The sequence below is a fragment of the Allobosea sp. GW821-FHT12C12 genome, assembly GCF_058807355.1.
Map to the genome: position 1 here is coordinate 220,722 of NZ_JBXAQP010000002.1, position 18,042 is coordinate 238,763.

General features: G+C 65.5%; 23 protein-coding genes and 2 pseudogenes. 11 read left to right on the forward strand and 14 right to left on the reverse strand.

What is annotated here, in order from left to right:
• Positions 1–8: 8 nt before the first annotated feature.
• The 10 genes from AC1RRW_RS03990 to AC1RRW_RS04035 all read right to left on the reverse strand — a co-directional run bounded on the left by AC1RRW_RS03990 (position 9) and on the right by AC1RRW_RS04035 (position 6,866).
• Positions 9–377, reverse strand: coding sequence for a bleomycin resistance protein (locus tag AC1RRW_RS03990; RefSeq protein ID WP_492899235.1), 369 nt, complete (start codon positions 375–377; stop codon positions 9–11).
• Between the two features lie 5 nt (positions 378–382).
• Entirely contained in the window at positions 383–1,687 is a 1,305-nt protein-coding gene (nuoF, locus tag AC1RRW_RS03995; RefSeq protein WP_492899236.1) for an NADH-quinone oxidoreductase subunit NuoF, read from the reverse strand.
• A gap of 8 nt (positions 1,688–1,695) precedes the next feature.
• The gene (locus tag AC1RRW_RS04000; protein WP_492899237.1) at positions 1,696–1,950 is read right to left on the reverse strand and encodes a hypothetical protein; all 255 of its coding nucleotides are present in this window, start codon (positions 1,948–1,950) and stop codon (positions 1,696–1,698) included.
• A 10-nt stretch (positions 1,951–1,960) separates the two neighbouring features.
• A complete protein-coding gene (nuoE, locus tag AC1RRW_RS04005; RefSeq protein ID WP_492899238.1) occupies positions 1,961–3,169 on the reverse strand; it encodes an NADH-quinone oxidoreductase subunit NuoE in 1,209 nt (402 codons plus the stop codon).
• Positions 3,170–3,173: 4 nt separating this feature from the next.
• Entirely contained in the window at positions 3,174–3,779 is a 606-nt protein-coding gene (locus AC1RRW_RS04010; protein WP_492899239.1) for a Uma2 family endonuclease, read from the reverse strand.
• Positions 3,776–4,966: an NADH-quinone oxidoreductase subunit D gene (locus tag AC1RRW_RS04015; RefSeq protein WP_492899240.1), complete on the reverse strand. Its 1,191-nt coding sequence runs from the start codon at positions 4,964–4,966 to the stop codon at positions 3,776–3,778. The genes AC1RRW_RS04010 and AC1RRW_RS04015 overlap by 4 nt, the downstream gene beginning before the upstream one ends.
• Before the next feature lie 12 nt (positions 4,967–4,978).
• The gene (locus AC1RRW_RS04020) at positions 4,979–5,584 is read right to left on the reverse strand and encodes an NADH-quinone oxidoreductase subunit C (protein WP_492899241.1); all 606 of its coding nucleotides are present in this window, start codon (positions 5,582–5,584) and stop codon (positions 4,979–4,981) included.
• Entirely contained in the window at positions 5,581–5,832 is a 252-nt protein-coding gene (locus AC1RRW_RS04025; RefSeq protein ID WP_492899242.1) for a hypothetical protein, read from the reverse strand. The genes AC1RRW_RS04020 and AC1RRW_RS04025 overlap by 4 nt, the downstream gene beginning before the upstream one ends.
• 3 nt (positions 5,833–5,835) lie before the next feature.
• Positions 5,836–6,420: a NuoB/complex I 20 kDa subunit family protein gene (locus AC1RRW_RS04030; protein WP_492899243.1), complete on the reverse strand. Its 585-nt coding sequence runs from the start codon at positions 6,418–6,420 to the stop codon at positions 5,836–5,838.
• A gap of 65 nt (positions 6,421–6,485) precedes the next feature.
• On the reverse strand, positions 6,486–6,866 hold the full coding sequence (locus tag AC1RRW_RS04035; protein ID WP_492899244.1) for an NADH-quinone oxidoreductase subunit A: 381 nt from the start codon (positions 6,864–6,866) through the stop codon (positions 6,486–6,488).
• Between the two features lie 329 nt (positions 6,867–7,195).
• Between AC1RRW_RS04035 and AC1RRW_RS04040 the strand changes: the two genes are divergently transcribed.
• Both AC1RRW_RS04040 and AC1RRW_RS04045 read left to right on the forward strand, forming a co-directional pair.
• Positions 7,196–7,516 (forward strand): HdeA/HdeB family chaperone, encoded by a 321-nt coding sequence (locus tag AC1RRW_RS04040; protein WP_492899245.1) that lies wholly within the window; start codon positions 7,196–7,198, stop codon positions 7,514–7,516.
• A 2-nt stretch (positions 7,517–7,518) separates the two neighbouring features.
• The gene (locus tag AC1RRW_RS04045; RefSeq protein ID WP_492899246.1) at positions 7,519–8,169 is read left to right on the forward strand and encodes a YcbK family protein; all 651 of its coding nucleotides are present in this window, start codon (positions 7,519–7,521) and stop codon (positions 8,167–8,169) included.
• A gap of 19 nt (positions 8,170–8,188) precedes the next feature.
• Here the strand turns inward: AC1RRW_RS04045 and AC1RRW_RS04050 are convergent, their stop codons facing one another.
• Complete coding sequence (locus AC1RRW_RS04050; RefSeq protein WP_492899247.1) at positions 8,189–8,521, reverse strand: molybdate ABC transporter substrate-binding protein; 333 nt, start codon at positions 8,519–8,521, stop codon at positions 8,189–8,191.
• 116 nt (positions 8,522–8,637) lie between these two features.
• Positions 8,638–9,339: pseudogene (locus AC1RRW_RS04055) on the reverse strand (helix-turn-helix domain-containing protein).
• Positions 9,340–9,531: 192 nt separating this feature from the next.
• Between AC1RRW_RS04055 and AC1RRW_RS04060 the strand changes: the two are divergent.
• The 9 genes and pseudogenes from AC1RRW_RS04060 (at position 9,532) to AC1RRW_RS04100 (ending at position 15,929) form a co-directional block, all read left to right on the forward strand.
• Positions 9,532–10,077, forward strand: a complete 546-nt coding sequence (locus tag AC1RRW_RS04060) for an amino acid ABC transporter ATP-binding protein (RefSeq protein ID WP_492899248.1) — start codon at positions 9,532–9,534, stop codon at positions 10,075–10,077.
• Positions 10,078–10,239: 162 nt separating this feature from the next.
• A complete protein-coding gene (locus tag AC1RRW_RS04065; RefSeq protein ID WP_492899249.1) occupies positions 10,240–10,923 on the forward strand; it encodes a TetR/AcrR family transcriptional regulator in 684 nt (227 codons plus the stop codon).
• A 26-nt stretch (positions 10,924–10,949) separates the two neighbouring features.
• On the forward strand, positions 10,950–12,098 hold the full coding sequence (locus tag AC1RRW_RS04070; RefSeq protein ID WP_492899250.1) for a pyridoxal phosphate-dependent aminotransferase: 1,149 nt from the start codon (positions 10,950–10,952) through the stop codon (positions 12,096–12,098).
• A 35-nt stretch (positions 12,099–12,133) separates the two neighbouring features.
• Entirely contained in the window at positions 12,134–12,937 is an 804-nt protein-coding gene (locus AC1RRW_RS04075; protein WP_492899251.1) for a transporter substrate-binding domain-containing protein, read from the forward strand.
• A gap of 52 nt (positions 12,938–12,989) precedes the next feature.
• Positions 12,990–13,667, forward strand: a complete 678-nt coding sequence (locus AC1RRW_RS04080) for an amino acid ABC transporter permease (protein ID WP_492899252.1) — start codon at positions 12,990–12,992, stop codon at positions 13,665–13,667.
• Positions 13,660–14,307: an amino acid ABC transporter permease gene (locus AC1RRW_RS04085; protein WP_492899253.1), complete on the forward strand. Its 648-nt coding sequence runs from the start codon at positions 13,660–13,662 to the stop codon at positions 14,305–14,307. The genes AC1RRW_RS04080 and AC1RRW_RS04085 overlap by 8 nt, the downstream gene beginning before the upstream one ends.
• 38 nt (positions 14,308–14,345) lie before the next feature.
• Positions 14,346–15,074 (forward strand): amino acid ABC transporter ATP-binding protein, encoded by a 729-nt coding sequence (locus AC1RRW_RS04090; protein ID WP_492899399.1) that lies wholly within the window; start codon positions 14,346–14,348, stop codon positions 15,072–15,074.
• Between the two features lie 90 nt (positions 15,075–15,164).
• Positions 15,165–15,540: pseudogene (locus tag AC1RRW_RS04095) on the forward strand (PrpF domain-containing protein); the annotation flags it as partial.
• 227 nt (positions 15,541–15,767) lie between these two features.
• The gene (locus AC1RRW_RS04100) at positions 15,768–15,929 is read left to right on the forward strand and encodes a hypothetical protein (RefSeq protein ID WP_492899405.1); all 162 of its coding nucleotides are present in this window, start codon (positions 15,768–15,770) and stop codon (positions 15,927–15,929) included.
• Positions 15,930–16,235: 306 nt separating this feature from the next.
• Here the strand turns inward: AC1RRW_RS04100 and AC1RRW_RS04105 are convergent, their stop codons facing one another.
• Both AC1RRW_RS04105 and AC1RRW_RS04110 read right to left on the reverse strand, forming a co-directional pair.
• Positions 16,236–16,994, reverse strand: coding sequence for a hypothetical protein (locus tag AC1RRW_RS04105; RefSeq protein ID WP_492899254.1), 759 nt, complete (start codon positions 16,992–16,994; stop codon positions 16,236–16,238).
• A 128-nt stretch (positions 16,995–17,122) separates the two neighbouring features.
• Positions 17,123–17,971 carry a fumarylacetoacetate hydrolase family protein gene (locus AC1RRW_RS04110; protein WP_492899255.1) on the reverse strand — a complete coding sequence of 283 codons (849 nt, stop codon included), beginning with the start codon at positions 17,969–17,971 and terminating at the stop codon, positions 17,123–17,125.
• Between the last annotated feature and the right edge of the window lie 71 nt (positions 17,972–18,042).

An 18,042-nucleotide genomic window follows, 5' to 3' on the forward strand; every position in this document is an offset into this window, starting at 1 on the left:
GATTCCCCTCAGGCGATCTTGCGCGCGGCCGATGGCACGCCGAAGCGCAGAAGATTGCCGTTCGGATCCCAGACGTAAAACTCGCGCATGCCCCATTCCCGGTCGGCCACCGGGGAGATGCGGCCGCCCTCGGCTGCCCGGCTCAGCGCGGCATGGACGCCGTCGATATCCTCGACCCGCAGATAGGCCGAGGAATTCTCGGCGATGTTGCGGTCGGCGCACTGCCAGAAATGCAGTTCGACGCCGTCGCGGATCAGGATGGCGTAATCGCCATGGTCGAGATGAAGCTCGAAGCCGAGCTTGTCGCGATACCATGCGGCGGTCGCGGCGACGTCCGCGGCGGGCAGGATCGGGCAGGCTTTCGTCACTTTTGCCATCGCTCTCACTCCGCCGCCATCAGCCGCGCCGGCTCGGAATGCGGATTGGCCGAATAGTCGTCGATGCGCTTCTCGATCTCGTGACGGAAATGCGCGATCAGGCCCTGGATCGGCCAGGCGGCGGCATCGCCCAGCGCGCAGATGGTGTGGCCCTCGATCTGCTTGGTGACGTCGAGCAGCATGTCGATCTCGCGCTTCTGCGCCCTGCCCTCGGCCATGCGCGTCATCACGCGCCACATCCAGCCGGTGCCCTCGCGGCAGGGCGTGCACTGGCCGCAGCTCTCGTGCTTGTAGAAATAGCTGATGCGCGCGATCGCCCGGACGATGTCGGTCGACTTGTCCATCACGATGACGGCCGCCGTGCCGAGACCCGATTTCAGCTTGGACAGCGAATCGAAATCCATCGGCGTGTCGATGATCTGTTCGGCCGGCACCATCCTCACCGAGGAGCCGCCCGGGATGACCGCCAGCAGATTGTCCCAGCCGCCGCGAATGCCGCCGCAATGGCGGTCGATCAGCTCGCGGAAGGGGATGCCCATCACCTCCTCGACATTGCAGGGCTTGTTCACATGCCCCGAGACGCAGAACAGCTTCGTGCCGACATTGTTCGGATTGCCGAGCGAGGAGAACCAGGCCGCGCCACGGCGCAGGATGGTCGGCGCGACCGCGATCGACTCGACGTTGTTGACGGTCGTCGGGCAGCCATAAAGGCCGACATTGGCCGGAAACGGCGGCTTCAGGCGCGGCATGCCCTTCTTGCCTTCGAGGCTTTCGAGCAGCGCCGTCTCCTCGCCGCAGATATAGGCCCCTGCCCCGTGATGCACATAGAGATCAAAGGGGTAGCCGTGCTTGTTGTCCTTGCCGATGAGCTTGGCCTCATAGGCCTCGTCGACGGCGCGCTGCAGCGCCTCGCGCTCGCGGATGTATTCGCCCCGGATGTAGATATAGGCCGCGTTCGCGCCCATCGCGAAGGAGGCGATCAGGCAGCCCTCGACCAGCGTGTGCGGGTCGTTGCGCATGATCTCGCGATCCTTGCAGGTGCCGGGCTCCGATTCGTCGGCGTTGACCACGAGATAGTGCGGCCGGCCGTCGCTCTGCTTTGGCATGAACGACCATTTCAGCCCGGTCGGAAAGCCGGCCCCGCCGCGTCCGCGCAGGCCCGACTTCTTCATCTCGTCGATGATCCAGTCGCGGCCCTGCTCCAGCAGGAACTTCGTGCCGTCCCATGCGCCGCGCGCGATCGCGCCCTTCAGCGACAGGTCGTGACGGCCGTAGAGATTGGTAAAGATCCGGTCGCGGTCTGCGAGCATGTCGGGCCTCAACTGACCGGGCTGTCGATGATTTCCAGCCGACGCTCGATCCGCGCCAGCCGCGAATCCATCGCGCCCTGTGTCTGGTAGATATTGCCGACATCGGTCTTGACCGAGGCAATTTCGGCATGGACGGCGCGCAGATCGCCACGGATCGCGGCCAGTTGGCCACGCTCGTCGCGCACTGCTTCATCGAGATTGCCGAGCCGCGCCTGAACGGCTTTCAGCGCCTCGCAGATCGGCTCGTTGGTGACTTCGGCCATCGCCACCCCCTTACTTCACCGGCTTGTCGCCGAGGGCCGAATCCGGCCGCCAGCCCGTCGCCAGCTTCTTCGCCTGCGAGATCCAGTCGTCGCGGGTGGCGCGGCCCTTGAAGCCGGTCAGCCTTGCATCGACCCAGGCGAGTTCCTCGGCCTTCCATGCGGAGATCTGGTCGAAATGCCAGACGCCCATCGCGTTGAGCATCGTCGCAAGTTTCGGACCTACGCCCCAGATCAGCGAGAGATCGTCGGGCTTGTTGTCGCGAGCGGCGGTCAGCAGCTCGGGCTTGGCCTCGGCGACGGGAACCGCGGCCGGTGCGGGCTTTGCGACGGCAGACGGCTTGGCGGCCTCGGCCGCGGCCTTCGCGTCGACCTTGCCATGCGCCGCCGGCGTATCGTTGGCGGCGCTCGACGGCTGCGCCGGCGCAGACGGCTTCGGCCGGCCGGCGGCGGCGGTTTCGCTCGCGGGCTTGGCCTCGACGGCCGCAGGCGTCGCCTCGGCCTTCTTCGCCTCGGCTTCGGCGGCGGCCTTGGCGGCGGCGGCCTCGGCCGCGGCCTTGCGCTGGTCGAGAACGCGCTTCTGCCAGTCGCCCGCGCCGATCATCGAGCCGTCGTAGAGCCCGGCATCCTTCAGCGTCTCGCCGCCCCCGAGCGGCTCCGAGCAGGAGCGGTCGTTCTGCGGGCCGGGCTTGACCGGCCGGCCATGGCGCAGATCGTCGAGCAGCGCCCGGAAATTGTCCGGCGTCAGGTCCTCGTAATAGTCGAAATCGATCTGCGCCATCGGGGCGTTGCAGCAGGCGCCGAGGCACTCGACCTCGAGCCAGGACAGCTTGCCGTCGGCCGAGACGGTCGATTGCGGTCCGATGACCTCCTCGCAGACCTTCTTCAGGGCCTCGGCGCCGCGCAAGGCGCAGGGCGTCGTGCCGCAGAGCTGCACATAATGCTCACCGACCGGCTGCAGGTTGAACATGGTGTAGAAGGTCGCGATCTCCATGACGCGCATCGGCGCCATGTCGAGCTTCCTCGCCACCGCCTCGATCGCGGCGCGCGGCACCCAGCCGTGATGCTGCTCCTGCGCCTTCCACAAAAGCGGGATCACCGCCGAGGCCTGCCGGCCCTGCGGATATTTGGCGATCTCGCGATCGGCCCAGTTCTCGTTCGCCGCGTCGAAGGCGAAGGAGGCGGGCTGGACGTGATCGGGGGCGAGACGACGGACGGACATGGTGTTACTTCGTCTCCCGATCGACGGCGTTGCGGCTGCCAAGGGCGCCGGCTGAGATCACTGGATCGAGCGCAAGGGCGAGACCGGGTGGGTCGAGCCGGATCGAACCTCCGCGGTGGATGCTGGTGCTAACCGCCTCGCCGATACGGGCGTGATGCACGACAGCCCCGAGTTCCGGATCGACGATCAAATAGTGGCGCACACTCTCGATACCGAAATACTCAACCAGCTTTCGCCCGGTATCCATCAGACCGGAGCCGGGCGACACGACCTTAACCACGATGAGCGGTCGTTCCAGGATCATCGTGTCTGGATCGGCCGAGACGCCGCACTGGACCGACGCATCTGGCTCGCGAAGCGTCGCTTCGCCGGTGCGCACGGCCACCCCGTCTGTAAAGACCTCGCAGGGTAGGCCCGCTTTCTCCACCGCCTCTTCGAGCGCGCGGAAGATCGTTCTCTTGGCTCGGTTATGCCTCACCCGCTCGGGCGACATCGCGACCACCAATCCATCGACGAGTTCGTGCCGGCCCGGCGGATCGGTCTCGACCCAGGCCAGATACTGCTCGATCGAGAGCCGGCCTTCGGGCCATTGCGTTGCCGCGCCGCTCACCGATCGACCTCCCCGAACACGATGTCCAGCGAACCAAGGATCGCGCTGACATCCGCCAGCATATGCTTGCGGCACATGAAATCCATGGCCTGGAGATGCGCGAAGCCCGGCGCCTTGATCTTGCAGCGATAGGGCCTGTTGGTGCCGTCGGAGACGAGATAGACGCCGAATTCGCCCTTGGGCGCCTCGACGGCGGCGTAGACCTCGCCTGCCGGAACCTTGTAGCCCTCGGTGTAGAGCTTGAAATGGTGGATCAGCGCTTCCATCGAGCGCTTCATCTCGCCGCGCTTGGGCGGCACCATCTTGCCGTCGAGCGAGGAGACCGGCCCGCCGGCATCGGTCGCGAGCAGCTTCTCGCAACACTGTTTCATGATCGAGGCGGACTGGCGCATCTCCTCCATGCGGATGTGGTAGCGGTCGTAGCAGTCGCCGTTCCTGCCGACGGGGATGTCGAATTCCATCTCCTCGTAGCACTCGTAGGGCTGCGCCTTGCGCAGGTCCCAGGGCGCGCCGGAGCCGCGCACCATCACGCCCGAAAAGCCCCATTTCCAGCAGGTCTCGAGATCGACCACGCCGATGTCGACATTGCGCTGCTTGAAGATGCGGTTGTCGGTCAGCAGCGTCTCGAGGTCGTCGCAGACCTTGAGGAAGGGGTCGCACCATTCGGCGATGTCGTGGATCAGCGAGACCGGCAGGTCCTGATGGACGCCGCCCGGCCTGACATAGGCCGCATGCATGCGCGCGCCGCAGGCCCGCTCGTAGAAGATCATCAGCTTCTCGCGCTCCTCGAAGCCCCACAAGGGCGGCGTCAGCGCGCCGACGTCCAGCGCCTGCGTGGTGACGTTGAGGAGGTGCGAGAGGATGCGGCCGATCTCGGAATAGAGCACGCGGATGAGCTGGCCGCGGCGCGGCACGGTCACGCCCATCAGCTTCTCGACCGCGAGCGAATAGGCGTGCTCCTGGTTCATCGGCGCGACATAGTCGAGCCGGTCGAAATAGGGCAGCGCCTGCAGATAGGTCTTGGCCTCGATCAGCTTCTCGGTGCCGCGATGCAGCAGGCCGATATGCGGATCGACGCGCTCGACCACCTCGCCGTCGAGCTCCAGCACCAGGCGCAGCACGCCATGGGCCGCCGGGTGCTGCGGGCCGAAATTGATGCTGAAATTGCGGATGTTGTGTTCCGTCATCGCTGGATCCGATCAGGCCGTTTTCGCCTTCTCGTCGCCTGGCAGCACGTAGTCCGTGCCTTCCCAGGGCGAGAGGAAATCGAAGTTGCGGAACTCCTGGTTCAGCTTCACCGGCTCGTAGACGACGCGCTTCTGCTCGTCGTCGTAGCGGACCTCGACGAAGCCGGTCAGCGGAAAATCCTTGCGCAGCGGATAGCCCTCGAAGCCGTAGTCGGTGAGGATGCGGCGCAGGTCGGGATGGCCCGAGAACAGGATGCCGTAGAAGTCGTAGGCCTCGCGCTCGTACCAGTTCGCCGCCGGAAAGACGTCGATCACGGAGGGAACGGGCGTCGCCTCGTCGGTCTGGACCTTGACCCGGACGCGCCGGTTATGATGCGGCGCGAGCAGGTGATAGACGACGTCGAAGCGCCTCTCGCGGCCGGGATAATCGGCGCCTGCGATATCGGTGAAGTTGACGAAGCGAAAGCGCGGCTCGGCATAGAGCGTGCGCAGCACTTCGACGATCGCGGCGGCCTCGGCATGGATCGTCAGCTCGTCGAAGGCGACGATCGCGTCCGTGACCGCGCCGGGCAGCGCCGCCTTGATCTCTTCGCCAAGTGCGATGAGAGCCTCGCTCACTTGGGGGTCTCCAGTTCGCGAACCTTAGCTTCAAGCGCCTCGATGCGCTCTTCAAACTCGCCGGTGACCAGTTTGCTCATCAGCGTGTCCGCGGTCAGAGCATGCCGAAAGGATTCGATATGTCCCTCAATCTTCGTAAGGCGCTTATCGACGAGATCGAAGCGGGTCGAATGCTGGTCGAGGCGCGCCACTAGATCCGCCCGCATTTCGCGCAGCATAGGCAAAATCATGTCCGTTGGCTCAGCCATGGCTCACCTCTCGATCGTGCCGGTGCGGCGGATCTTCTTCTGCAGCAGCAGCACGCCGTAGAGCAGCGCCTCCGCCGTCGGCGGGCAGCCCGGCACGTAGATGTCGATCGGCACGATCCGGTCGCAGCCGCGCACCACCGAATAGCTGTAGTGGTAGTAGCCGCCGCCATTGGCGCAGGAGCCCATCGAGATGACGTAGCGCGGCTCCGGCATCTGGTCGTAGACCTTGCGCAGGGCCGGCGCCATCTTGTTGGTCAGCGTGCCCGCGACGATCATCACGTCGGACTGGCGCGGGCTCGCGCGCGGCGCGAAGCCGAAGCGCTCGACGTCGTAGCGCGGCATCGAGAGCTGTATCATCTCGACGGCGCAGCAGGCGAGCCCGAAGGTCATCCACATCAGCGAGCCGGTGCGCGACCAGTTGATCAGGTCGTCGGTCGCGGTGACGAGGAAGCCCTTGTCGGCGAGTTCGGCGTTGATCGAGGTGAAGAACGGGTCGCGCGCGCCGACCGGCTTGCCGTCGGGGCCGAGCAGGCCCTTGGGCGCCGGCGCGACCAGCGGGTCGCCGCGATCGATCGCTGTGACTGCCATTCTGTTACCCTCGTGAAGCCTCGACCGTCAGATGATGCGCCCTGCGCGAAACCGGTACGCCACGGTCAGTCCCACTCCAGCGCGCCCTTGCGCCATTCATAGACGAAGCCGACGGTCAGCACGCCGAGGAAGATCATCATCGACCAGAAACCATACCAGCCGAGCCCGCCGAACGCGACCGCCCAGGGGAACAGGAAGGCGACCTCCAGATCGAAGATGATGAACAGGATCGCGACCAGATAGAAGCGCACGTCGAACTTCATGCGGGCGTCGTCGAAGGCGTTGAAACCGCATTCATAGGCCGAGAGCTTCTCGGCGTCGGGCTTGGAATAGGCGATGACGAAGGGCGCGACCAGCAGGGCGAGGCCGATGAACGCCGACACGCCGATGAAGATCGCCAGCGGCAGGTAGTCGTTCAGCAGCGACGGCGCCTGGAGTGTCTGCATCACGGTCTCCTCTCGCGCGGCATCGCGCCTGCGCGCGGCCCAGGGCCCTTGCCCAAACCCTTGTCGCTCCGTCGATTAGACCCTGCTTTGGAATGAAGCAAGAGTATGCCGCGTCGCACAATGTCGTCATTCGCGCAGAAGCGACCCGTCTGGCGGGAATATCGCGTCAGCCGGAGACTCTCGTGCCGCGAGCCGTGCCGGCAGGATCGACGAAACAGGAATTTTGCCGCATATCGCCGGCAGCGCGCTGGCAGATCGCATCCTGTCGCGACACACTGCCTGCGAATCGCTGCAGGCCGCTTGAAGACCTGTTTCCGGAAAGGCGTTCCATGGTGCTGCGTTGGCGACAGGCCCTGAGACTGGCGGGCGTCATGGCGGCCTTGTGCTGCGCCGGCGTGGCGAGGGCCGAGCCGATCGACCTGATGCGCGCATCATGCGCCGATTTCGTCGCGATGAACGGAGCCGACCGCGACCAGATCTCGCTCTGGCTCGCGGGATACTTCGCCGGCGCGGCGCAGCGTCCGATGCTCGACATCGAGAAGATCACGGCTGCGCCCGCAGCCCTGGCCGAACTCTGCGCCAAGACGCCGCAGGCTCCGCTGATCGGCGCGGAAACGCGCGCCGTCTTCGTCTCGCCCGCGGCGCCCTGACGGTGCCGATCCCGGGTCGCGCCGCGCCGCTGCTGGCGCTCGCCTGCCTGCTCGCCGCCGCGGCCTCCGCATTGGGGCAGGACGGACAGAGCGTGCGCGCGCCCCTGCCTCCGTCGCGCCCCTTCGACCTCGATCTGCCGCCGCCTCAGCGCCAGCCTGTCATCGTCGTTCCGGCCGCGCCCGTCGCGCCGCCGCCCGCCGCGTCGGTGAACCCGGCCACGCCGGCCACGAATGCGGGCGCGCCGAACGCGATCGAGCCGGACGAGGACGAGGGCCCGGAATGGCCGAAACTCGCGCCCGGCCAGAAGGCGGGGGCCGAGCCGTTCTTCGATCCCGACGAGAAGCCGGAGAAACCCGGCATCTCGACCGATCCCGGCACCTCGATCGTCTGCCTGCCGCAGACCCAGAAGGCGATCCTCGGCAAGATCGGCGACAGGTTCGGCGCGGTGAAGGTGACCTCGACATGGCGGCCGCCCTGGCGGTCGCGGCGCGGCTCCTATCACAAGCGCTGCGAGGCGATGGATTTCCGCGTGCCGGGCATGCGCCCGCGCACCGTGCTGGATTACGCCCGCTCATTGCCCGAGGTCGGCGGCAACAAGGTCTACTGGAACGGGCTGATCCACATCGACACCGGCCCGCGTCGGCCCTGGTGAGGCCGGGCGGTCGGGCACATCAGCTCCCCGCAGCCTCCATGCCCTTCTCGGCCAGCACGCGCCGCGCGACATCGCCGCCGAGGAACGCGATCGGAGCCATCGCGGCGTCGGGCTGCGCCGCCCCCGTGCCGAGTCCGCCGGCATGGGCGGTGTAGTTCTGGATCTCGCGCGGCAGCGGCCCGACCAGCGTCGCGCCCGGCACGGCGAGGATCTCGCTGATCTGGTGGATGGCGAGATCGGCCTCGCCCGTGGCGAGGCGCTGCGCCACGAGCCCGCCCGGCGCCAGCACGGCCTTGGCCTTCACGTTGTCGGCGATGCCCATCGTCTCGGATGCGCCGCTGCGAACGACCATGGCCGCCGGGCAGCAAATCCTTGATATGATTGAAAGAAAATGGCGCGGGCGACGGGGTCCGAACCCGCGACCTCCGGCGTGACAGGCTGGAAATTGCTCAGTAATACCAGCGGGCCTCATGGCTGACCGATATTGGCCCATTTCCTGGCGCCGATGGAAGCGATGACGGACGGCATGGCGGTGAGCCAGTTCCAAGCCTCGCAGGCGGCATCGAGTATGTCGGCATAGGCGCCGAGGACGCGGTTCGAGAGCCAGTTCGCGCGCAGGCATTGCCAGATGTTCTCGACCGGATTGAGCTCCGGGGAGCGCGACGGGAGGAAACGATTTTTTATACATCTCGATCACGCGCTCATCCTGAGCGGGGTGGCGCGGCCGCGCGCCGACATGGGAAAAGCCGATCTGCCTGAGCAGCTTGCCGATCGTGCGCTCGTGGCAGGCGACGCCGAAGCGTTCCTCGATCACCCGCTTCAGGTCGATCCGCCGCCAGCGGACGACGCCATCGACCGCGCGGTCGGGACCGGTTTCGACAAAGGGGCGGCGAAGGCCGCCATCTGATCGGCCGAAAGCCGTGGCGGATGTCCCTTCGAGCGGATGTCCTTCAGCCCGTCGGGACCGTGCTCGTTGAAGCGGTGGACCCGGTCGCGCGGCGTCTGACGGTCCATGCCGCCGATCCGGGCCGCCGCATCATGGTTCATCCCGTCCAGCACCACCGCCAGCGACAGCGGGCGTCGGCTCTGGTTGGCGTGGCGCGAGCTCGCAGCAGGACGACGAAGGGCGGAAGCGCTGAAATCGCTCCTCAGCGAAACGGCGGCAGGCATGGCGCGAATCCTCCTCGCGCCAAGAGAATCACTACAATCGCCCCCCGCTACCCTCTTGAGGCAAAGCAGGAGGCCGTTGGTATTATGACGTCCATACGCGCAGTCTCTTACCCCCGCGCGCCAAGAGCGTCATGCAGTCGGGCAGGCAGATCTGGGTGAACGTCTCGGAGAGGCCTGACGCCGAACGGAGCCTTGCGCGGCAGCCGGCGGCTGACCGAGCGACAGTTGCCCAAGTATCGCACCGGCATCGGCATGGTGTTTCAATCGTTCAACCTGTTCCAGCACCTCAATGTCCTGAAGAACCTAATCGAGGCGCCGATCGGCGTGCTCGGCTGGAGCCGGGAGAAGGCGGTCGGGCGGACGCGCGAACTGCTGGCCAAGGTCGGGCTGGCCGACAAGGAGGAAGCCTATCCATACCGCCTCTCCGGCGGCCAGCAGCAACGCATCGCGATCGCGCGGGCCCTGATGATGGAGCCCTCGATCATGCTGTTGGACGAGCCGACCTCGGCGCTCGATCCGGAGCTCACGGCAGAGGTTCTGAACGGGATCAAGGGGCTGGCGCTGGGCGGCCGCACCTCGTTGATCGTAACGCACGAGCTCAGCTTCGCACGCGACGTCGCTTCCCATGTGATAATGCTCGATCACGAGGGGGTGACGGAGTTCGCCCCGGCCATGGACATCTTCACCCGTCCCTCATCGGAACGGTCCAAGCGCTTCTTCGAAAGCGCCGGCCTTTGAACTGACCCCGCGCATATCGCAACCGACGCCAGGCGCCATCGAGAGCGGCGTCTGAACGTTGCCGCGTGTCCGGAACACCTCTTGCTTCGATCAGGGCGGCTTGACTTCCGCAAACACCTATTTCAATAAGGTGATTGAATAGGTCGTGTGAACGGGATTGGCATGGGTGATAGCCAGCCGGCTGCCACGGCAGATCGCATTCTGGATGTGGCTGAGGAGATGTTCGCGGAGCAGGGCTATCGGGCCGTCTCGCTGCGCTCGATCACCCGCGCCTGCGACGCCAATATCGCCGCCGTGCACTATCATTTCGGCTCGAAGCAGATCCTGCTGGAGGAGATCTTCGCGCGGCGCTCGGGCGCCATCAACGCGGCGCGCCTCGCGCTGCTGGATGTTTGTGCCGAAGGGCCGGACCGCGCCCCGGTGCTTGAGCAGGTACTCGCGGCCTATCTGCGCCCGTCTTTTGCGCAGCCCTCCGACGACGAGGGCGCGCGGCGCTTCATGCGGCTGCGCTCGGTCGTCGCGCATGAGCAGGCCGAGCTGTCGAAGAACCTGATCGCCAAGCATTTCAACGCGACGAGCCAGCGCTTCATCGCCGCCATCGCCGCCGCGACGCCACATCTCTCGGCCAACGACGTCTACTGGCGCTTCCACTTCCTGCTCGGCGCGCACTACTACACGCTGTCGAATCCCGGCCGCATTCAGGCGCTCTCCGACGGCCAGTGCGACCCGGCCGATCTCGACGCGGCGCTCGCCGAGATGGTCGCCTTCGCCGCAGCCGGCTTTCGCGCCCCGCCCTGCGACAGGGCGCTGCTCGATCTCACACCCCCCGCTCCCGCATCCGCCTGAACGTCTGTCTCCAGGAAACTGCCGTTATGCCACGCTCCCTCGTCGACCGCGTCACCTCGTTGAAACCGTCCGCCACCGTCGAGATGACGGAGCGAGTACGTGCGGCGCGGGCTTCCGGCCGTCGCATCCTGGCACTGTCGAGCGGCGATCCGAGCATCGACACCGATCCGCGCATTATCGACGCGGCCGAGCGTGCCATGCGCGGCGGCGCCACGCATTACGGGCCGGCCGCCGGTCTGCCGGCACTGCGCGAGGCTATCGCCCAGCGCGAGCAGATCCGCTCCGGCGCAGCCTATGATCCTGCGGACATCATCGTCACGCTCGGCGGCAAGTTCGCGCTGCTCACCGCTCTGATGGCCACTGTCGAGGCTGGCGACGAGGTGCTGGTGCCGGAGCCCGGCTGGGTCAGCTACGGCCCCTGCGTCCGGCTCTGCGGCGGCACGCCCGTGCCGCTCTCGCTGCTCGACCGGCTCGATCTGGAGATGTTGGAGCGCGCCGTCACCCCGCGAACCAAGGCCATCATCGTCAACTCGCCGGTGAATCCGACCGGGCGGGTGCTCGGCACTGATGAGATCTCCGGCCTCGTCGACTTCGCCGTTCGCCACGACATGTGGATCATTTTCGACCAGGTCTATTGCGACCTGCTGCACAGCGGCCGCTTCCCGAGCCCGCAGGCGCTGCCGGGCGGTCGCGAGCGCACCTTCGTCGTCGACAGCTTCTCCAAGACCTTCGGCATGACGGGCTGGCGGCTCGGCGCGCTGATGATGCCGGCCGGCCTCTCCAAGGCGGTTCTCAAGTTCATACAGCATTCGGTCTATTGCGTGCCGGACTTCATCCAGCTCGCCGGCATCGCGGCGCTCTCGCTCTATGACGAGGTCGTGCCGCAGTATCGCGAGACCTTTCGCCGCCGGCTGGAGATCGCGGTGGCCGGTCTGTCAAAGATCGACGGCATCGAGGCGAGAATGCCGCTGGCGACCTTCTATCTCTTCCCCGCGATCGCCGGCGACGACGTCGCCGTGGCCAAGCGCTGGCTCGACGAGGTCAACGTCTCGTCCCTGCCCGGCTCCTTCTTCGGCGCGCCCGGCAAGAACCATCTGCGCCTGTCGCTGACCTGCCCCGATGCCGATCTCGAGGAAGCCCTCGACCGGATCGCGCGCATCGGCCTGGCTGCCTGAACCACGTCGTCAACCAAAACAAGGGGAACCGAAACATGATTGATCGCAGACAATTCCAGTTCGCGGCGGCTCTTGCCGCAGCGGCGACGCTGGTGCCGCTAGGCGCCGCGCAGGCGCAGACCGACAGCATGGCCAAGATCAAGGAGCGCGGCACGATCCGGGCCGGCGTCAAATACGACACCCCGCCCTTCGGCTTCCTCGACGACAAAAACGAGCCCGCCGGCTTCGACCTCGACATCGTCCGCAAGATCGGCGAGAAGCTCGGCGTCAAGGTCGAGTTCGTGAAGGTGACCTCGCCGACCCGCGTGCCGCTGCTGGTCAGCGGCAATGTCGACATCGTCGCGGCCTCGATGACCCATACCCGCGAACGCGACAAGGCGATCGACTTCAGCATCACCTACTATACCGGCGGCCAGTCGCTGATGGTGGCGAGCGACAGCAAGGTCGCCGGCCTGAAGGACCTCGACGGCAAAGAGGTCGCGGTCCAACAGGGTACGACGCTGGAGAAGAACATCGCTGCGGCCGCGCCCAAGTCCAAGGTCATCGCCTTCAAGGACTACAACAGCGCCTGGCTGGCGCTGGCCCAGGGCCGCGTCGAGGCGCTGACCGGTAGCCTCAACATCCTGCAGGGCTTCCAGAAGGACAACCCGAAGTTCAAGATCGTCGGCGAGCTCTTCAGCATCGAGCCTTTCGGCATCGGCATCCGCCAAGGTGATTCCGAGCTGCGCGACGCCGTGAACTTCACCCTCCAGGATCTCTGGACCTCCGGCGAATACACCGCGCTCTACCGCAAGTGGTTCAACGCGGATCCGACCTATCCCATCGAAACCTGGCCGTGAGCGAACGAGATTCGGCGGGCCGCAAGGCCCGCCGGCACAGAAGGTCTGACCGGTGAATTATACCCTGCAGTTCGACCCGATCTGGGACAACCGCGCCCTTATCCTAGACGGCTTTGTCACCACGATCCTGCTCTCGGCTGCGGCGCTCGTGCTCGCCATCCTGATCGGTATCGTCATCGGGACGGCGGCGACGGCGCAGGGCCGGACGGCGCGCGCGCTCTCGATCGCCTATGTCGAGTCGATGCGGAACATCCCGCTGCTGATCCATATGTACTTCTGGTATAACGGCCTGTCTTTCTTAAAGATTCCGGCGTTCTGGTGCGGCGTCCTCGGGCTCTCGCTTTATTCGGGTGCCTATGTCGCGGAGATCGTGCGTTCCGGCATCGGCAGCGTACCGCGCGGGCAGCGCCAGGCGGCGCTCGCCAGCGGCCTGACGAACGCGCAGGCCATGCTTTTCGTCGTCTATCCGCAGGCGATCCGCGCCATCATCCCTTCGCTCGCCAGCGTGTTCTCGCAGCTCATCAAGGATTCCTCGCTCGCCTCGGTCATCGCGGTCGCCGACATCACCTATCAGGCGAGTGCCATCGAGGGACAGACCTTCCGCACCTTCGAAATCTACATCACCGTCTGCCTGCTCTACCTCGCCCTGGTGACCGTGGTCAGCCAGACGCTGACTATCCTGGCAGGCACCCGCGGCGACGGCCTCGCCCGGAGAGTCGCCGATGCCTGAGGTCATCCTCAAGAACCTGCCCTTCATGCTGCAGGGCCTGGCGACCAGCCTGCAGATCTCCGGCATCGTGGCACTCGGCGGCACGCTGCTCGGGCTCGCGGTCGCCGTGATCCTCTACAGCCGCGTACCGGTGCTCTCGGCGGTGTCGCGTGTCTATATCGAGTTCATCCGCGGCACGCCGCTGCTGGTCGTGCTGTTCATCGCCTTCTTCGGCCTGCCCGCCCTGTTCGGCTACCAGACCACCGCCTACAAGGCGACGATCGTCGCCTTCATCCTGTTCATCGGCGCCTATCTGGCCGAGGACATCCGCAGCGGCCTGAGGACGGTGAAGCCGACGCTGGCCCAGGCCGCGCAGGCGACCGGGCTGACGCGCGGCCAGGCCCTGCGCTTCGTCGTAGTCCCGATCGCCATACGCCGGATCATCCCGACGCTGTTCAACCAATATGTCCGGCTCTTCAAGTTCACCTCGGTGGCCTCGGTCATCGGCGTGTCGGAGTTCACCGGCAACGCCATGCTCGTTAATGCCCGCGAGTTCCAGCCGGTGACGATCCTCGCCTTTGTCGCGCTCACCTATCTGGTGATCTGCCTGATCCTGTCCGGGATCGGCCGCTGGCTCTATGCGCGGCTGGCGCTGAGCTGATGGCCTCCGCTTACAAGGTTTCCCGCATGGACAACCCCATCATCGTCATCGACGACGTCTCCAAGGCCTATGGCCCGGCGCAGGTGCTGCGCAATTGCAGCACGCGCATCGGCAAGGGTGAGGTCGTGGTCGTCTGCGGCCCTTCGGGCTCCGGCAAGAGTACACTGATCAAATGCGTCAACGGGCTGGAGCCGTTCCAGACCGGCAGCATCAAGGTGGAGGGGGTCGAGGTCGGCTCGCCCCATACCAACCTGCCGAACCTGCGCATGCGCATCGGCATGGTCTTCCAGCATTTCGAACTCTACCCGCACATGACGGCGCTGGAGAACATCATGCTGGCGCAGGTCCGCGCCCTAAAGCGCTCGCGCGCCGAGGCCGAGGCCCGCTCGCGCAGCCTGCTCAAGCGGGTGGGGCTGGAGGCCAAGGCCGATTCCAGGCCGGCTAACCTGTCCGGCGGCCAGCAGCAGCGTGTCGCCATCGCCCGCGCGCTGGCGCTCGACCCGCAGGTGATGCTGTTCGACGAACCGACCTCGGCGCTGGATCCGGAGATGATCAGCGAAGTGCTCGACGTGATGATCGAACTCGCCGGCGAGGGCATGACCATGGTGGTCGTGACCCATGAGATGGGTTTCGCCCGGCGTGTCGCCGATCGCGTCATCTTCATGGACCAGGGCCGCATCGTCGAGGACGCGGCCAAGGAGCCGTTCTTCGCGGCGCCCGCCAGCGAGCGCGCCCGCGAGTTCCTGTCGAAGATCCTGGCGCATTGAAGCCATGCACCACGAGAACGGTTCGGCGCCGGGCGGCGGCCACGAGGCAAGGGAGGTTCAACGATGCAGATTCCCGTCAGATGCATGCTGATGCGGGGCGGCACGTCCAAGGGCGCTTATTTCCTCGCTGAGGAGCTGCCGTCGGACCCTGCCGCGCGCGACCGGCTGCTACTCAGCATCTTCGGCCGCGCCAGGTCGACGACGTCGGCGGAACTCATCCGCTGACCAGCAAGACCGCGATCGTCTCGCGTTCGACGTTGCCGGATTGCGACATCGACTTCCTCTTCGGCCAGGTCGGCATCGCCCAGCCGGTCATCGACACACGCCAAATTGCGGCAACACCCTTTCCGGCGTCGGCCCATTCGCGATCGAGCGCGGGCTGATCGCGCCGGCGGGAGACCAGACGCGGGTCCGCGTCCGCACCGTCAACACCGGCACCATTGCCGAGCTGTTGATCGAGACGCCCGGCGGGCGGGTGAACTATGGCGGCGATGTCCGCATCGACGGCGCGCCGGGTCAGGCAAACCACCCCAGCCAGCCCCCTACTCGAAGAACAAGCTCGGTTTCGATTTCCGTGTCGTTCGCATCGCCGAGTTCGGTCCGGACGAAACGAGGCAACTCGCCGACATGCGCAGATCCGGAACTGTCGAGGCGACGGCGGGTGGTGCGAGCGCTCAGGCCATCTCCACCAAGATGGCCAATACGCTGGCCGCCTCGACCCGGCTTCAGCAGACCTACAACCCCGTCAACATCGCCACGGTACGCGACGTCGACGCCAACCGTCGCGAAGGCCGGGCCAAGCTCAGAAAGAACAACCGAGGCGAAAAGTGTAATGAGCCCGCTGTAAAAGTGTAATGATCGAGAGATCAATCGGGCTAAGTCATTGATTTAATGGCGTGGGCGACGGGGCTCGAACCCGCGACCTCCGGCGTGACAGGCCAGAATTCTCATAACAGTTACAATGAGCCGTTACACATTTCACGGTCAGAACCGACCACAATCGATTAGAAAGTGTAACGGCAGTCCGACCTTTATTTTCGAGTTCAGATTTGGTTCACAGGCCCATGAACAGGTCATTTATGCGTTTCGCTATTGCTCGCCTCCGCACTGTCGACGGAATTCGCAGCACCATCTCAACGCGTTAGATTCAGAGTCTCGACCCTAGAGCAGAAGGGTTGCAGAGACCTCGCCCAAACCGCACACACGCGCCGTTAATCGACCGCTTGCGTGGATCGGCAGCACCCCGCACAGGCTGCCCGTAGTTACCACTTGCCCCGCCCTCAGTCCCCCGAGGTCGTCAATCTGAGCGTTTGCATAAGCCAGCAGCGGCAAAAGAGGATCGCCGGCCGGATGAACGGCCTGGGCCTTATGGAGTGACAGGCCGTCAAGAGCGACCTGGCACTCCACACCACCAAGCTCGTCGAGCGCCGAGACAGGGACGCTGTCTCCCACGATATAAGCGCGATTGCCGAGGTGATCGGCGAGGAACGTCAGGAACGGCACATTGGCAGCGCCGTCGAAACGTCCGTCCACCACCTCTATCCCCAGGAACGCGCTCTCGATGGCGTCGAGCATGTCGTGGCGGGCGTAGGGGCGCTCCCGTCTCGCCGGAATATCCCTCGAGAGCCGCACGGCGAATTCGACTTCGACCAGGCAGTGCGGAGATGCCGAAACCTCGGCGCCGTTAGCATAGATGTCCAGCAATGGCGCCGCGACCGGCAGCTGCTGCGGCCCGATCGCCACCTTCCAGCCCGTCACGGGCTTCGCCAGCCCCTTCTGGACCCCGGCCTGAACGCCCATGGCCGCGCCGGCACTATCGGGAGTGGGCAGACCGACAGAAAGCTTTAGCCCTGTCGAATGCGCACGGAGCAGTTCGACGACGGAAGCGCGGTCGAATGTGGATGGATGATCGCGATCCATGGTGACCCGTCAATTCGATATGGTTTGTGAAAGGCCAACGCCCATATTCGGAATAGATGACGATACGACCGGCAGCCGACGACCCGCCGAGGCCGTCAGCACCGGGGATCGCTCACCGTGCGCAAGGATCAGGCGGCGTCCGCGACGACCGTCTGCCTCTGTTCACCGAGTCCTTCGATACCGAGCGTGATCACCTGGCCGGGTTCGAGGTAGAGCGGAGGCTTCATGCCCTGGCCGACACCGGCCGGCGTCCCCGTGATGATCACATCGCCGGGGTGAAGCGTCATCAGGCCGCTGAGATAGCTCACGATCTCGGCGACGCTGAAGATCATGTTCTCCGTCGTGCCGTCCTGGCGCCGGACGCCATCGACATCGAGCCAGAGCCGCAATGACTGGGGATTCGGGATCTCATCGGCGGTGACCAACCATGGCCCGATCGGGCCAAAGGTGTCGCAGCTCTTGCCCTTGGTCCATTGACCTGTCCCCTCGGTCTGGAACGCCCTTTCGGATACATCGTTCGCCAGGAAATAGCCCGCCACATGGGCAAGCGCGCGCTCCTGCGACACATACTTCGCCTTCGTTCCGATCACAACGCCCAGTTCGACTTCCCAGTCGAGCTTCTTGGAGCCACGGGGGCGGACGATGTCGTCATTGGGCCCGACGATCGCGCTCGTCGCCTTCATGAACACGACGGGCTCGGCCGGCGCCTGGTTGCCCGTTTCCCGGGCATGATCGATGTAATTGAGACCGATGCAGATGAACTTGCCGACACCGCTGAGACAGGGGCCGATACGATCGATTTGAGTTACGACGGGCAGCGCTTTGGGATCGCTTCCAGCGATCTTTCGCAACATCTCGGGGGTCACGGCCGCACCGTTGACGTCTGGGACGAGGCCGCTCAGATCCCTCACGGTACCATCGGCTTCAAGGAGAGCGGGCCTTTCCGCGCCCGCGGGTCCGTATCGCAACAATTTCATGGTTTAGCCCCTCGTTCGGTCGGGGGCGGATTGACCCTTGAGCCAACCCGCCCGCTCGACACCGTTTTGCA

Excerpts from the sequence above, each read along its gene's own strand:
- AC1RRW_RS03990 (WP_492899235.1), bottom strand. The coding sequence starts at position 377 with ATGGCAAAAGTGACGAAAGCCTGCCCGATCCTGCCCGCCGCGGACGTC.
- nuoF (WP_492899236.1), bottom strand. The coding sequence starts at position 1,687 with ATGCTCGCAGACCGCGACCGGATCTTTACCAATCTCTACGGCCGTCAC.
- AC1RRW_RS04000 (WP_492899237.1), bottom strand. The coding sequence starts at position 1,950 with ATGGCCGAAGTCACCAACGAGCCGATCTGCGAGGCGCTGAAAGCCGTT.
- nuoE (WP_492899238.1), bottom strand. The coding sequence starts at position 3,169 with ATGTCCGTCCGTCGTCTCGCCCCCGATCACGTCCAGCCCGCCTCCTTC.
- AC1RRW_RS04015 (WP_492899240.1), bottom strand. The coding sequence starts at position 4,966 with ATGACGGAACACAACATCCGCAATTTCAGCATCAATTTCGGCCCGCAG.
- AC1RRW_RS04025 (WP_492899242.1), bottom strand. The coding sequence starts at position 5,832 with ATGGCTGAGCCAACGGACATGATTTTGCCTATGCTGCGCGAAATGCGG.
- AC1RRW_RS04030 (WP_492899243.1), bottom strand. The coding sequence starts at position 6,420 with ATGGCAGTCACAGCGATCGATCGCGGCGACCCGCTGGTCGCGCCGGCG.
- AC1RRW_RS04035 (WP_492899244.1), bottom strand. The coding sequence starts at position 6,866 with ATGCAGACACTCCAGGCGCCGTCGCTGCTGAACGACTACCTGCCGCTG.
- AC1RRW_RS04040 (WP_492899245.1), top strand. The coding sequence starts at position 7,196 with ATGGTGCTGCGTTGGCGACAGGCCCTGAGACTGGCGGGCGTCATGGCG.
- AC1RRW_RS04050 (WP_492899247.1), bottom strand. The coding sequence starts at position 8,521 with ATGGTCGTTCGCAGCGGCGCATCCGAGACGATGGGCATCGCCGACAAC.
- AC1RRW_RS04065 (WP_492899249.1), top strand. The coding sequence starts at position 10,240 with ATGGGTGATAGCCAGCCGGCTGCCACGGCAGATCGCATTCTGGATGTG.
- AC1RRW_RS04070 (WP_492899250.1), top strand. The coding sequence starts at position 10,950 with ATGCCACGCTCCCTCGTCGACCGCGTCACCTCGTTGAAACCGTCCGCC.
- AC1RRW_RS04075 (WP_492899251.1), top strand. The coding sequence starts at position 12,134 with ATGATTGATCGCAGACAATTCCAGTTCGCGGCGGCTCTTGCCGCAGCG.
- AC1RRW_RS04085 (WP_492899253.1), top strand. The coding sequence starts at position 13,660 with ATGCCTGAGGTCATCCTCAAGAACCTGCCCTTCATGCTGCAGGGCCTG.
- AC1RRW_RS04100 (WP_492899405.1), top strand. The coding sequence starts at position 15,768 with ATGGCCAATACGCTGGCCGCCTCGACCCGGCTTCAGCAGACCTACAAC.
- AC1RRW_RS04105 (WP_492899254.1), bottom strand. The coding sequence starts at position 16,994 with ATGGATCGCGATCATCCATCCACATTCGACCGCGCTTCCGTCGTCGAA.
- AC1RRW_RS04110 (WP_492899255.1), bottom strand. The coding sequence starts at position 17,971 with ATGAAATTGTTGCGATACGGACCCGCGGGCGCGGAAAGGCCCGCTCTC.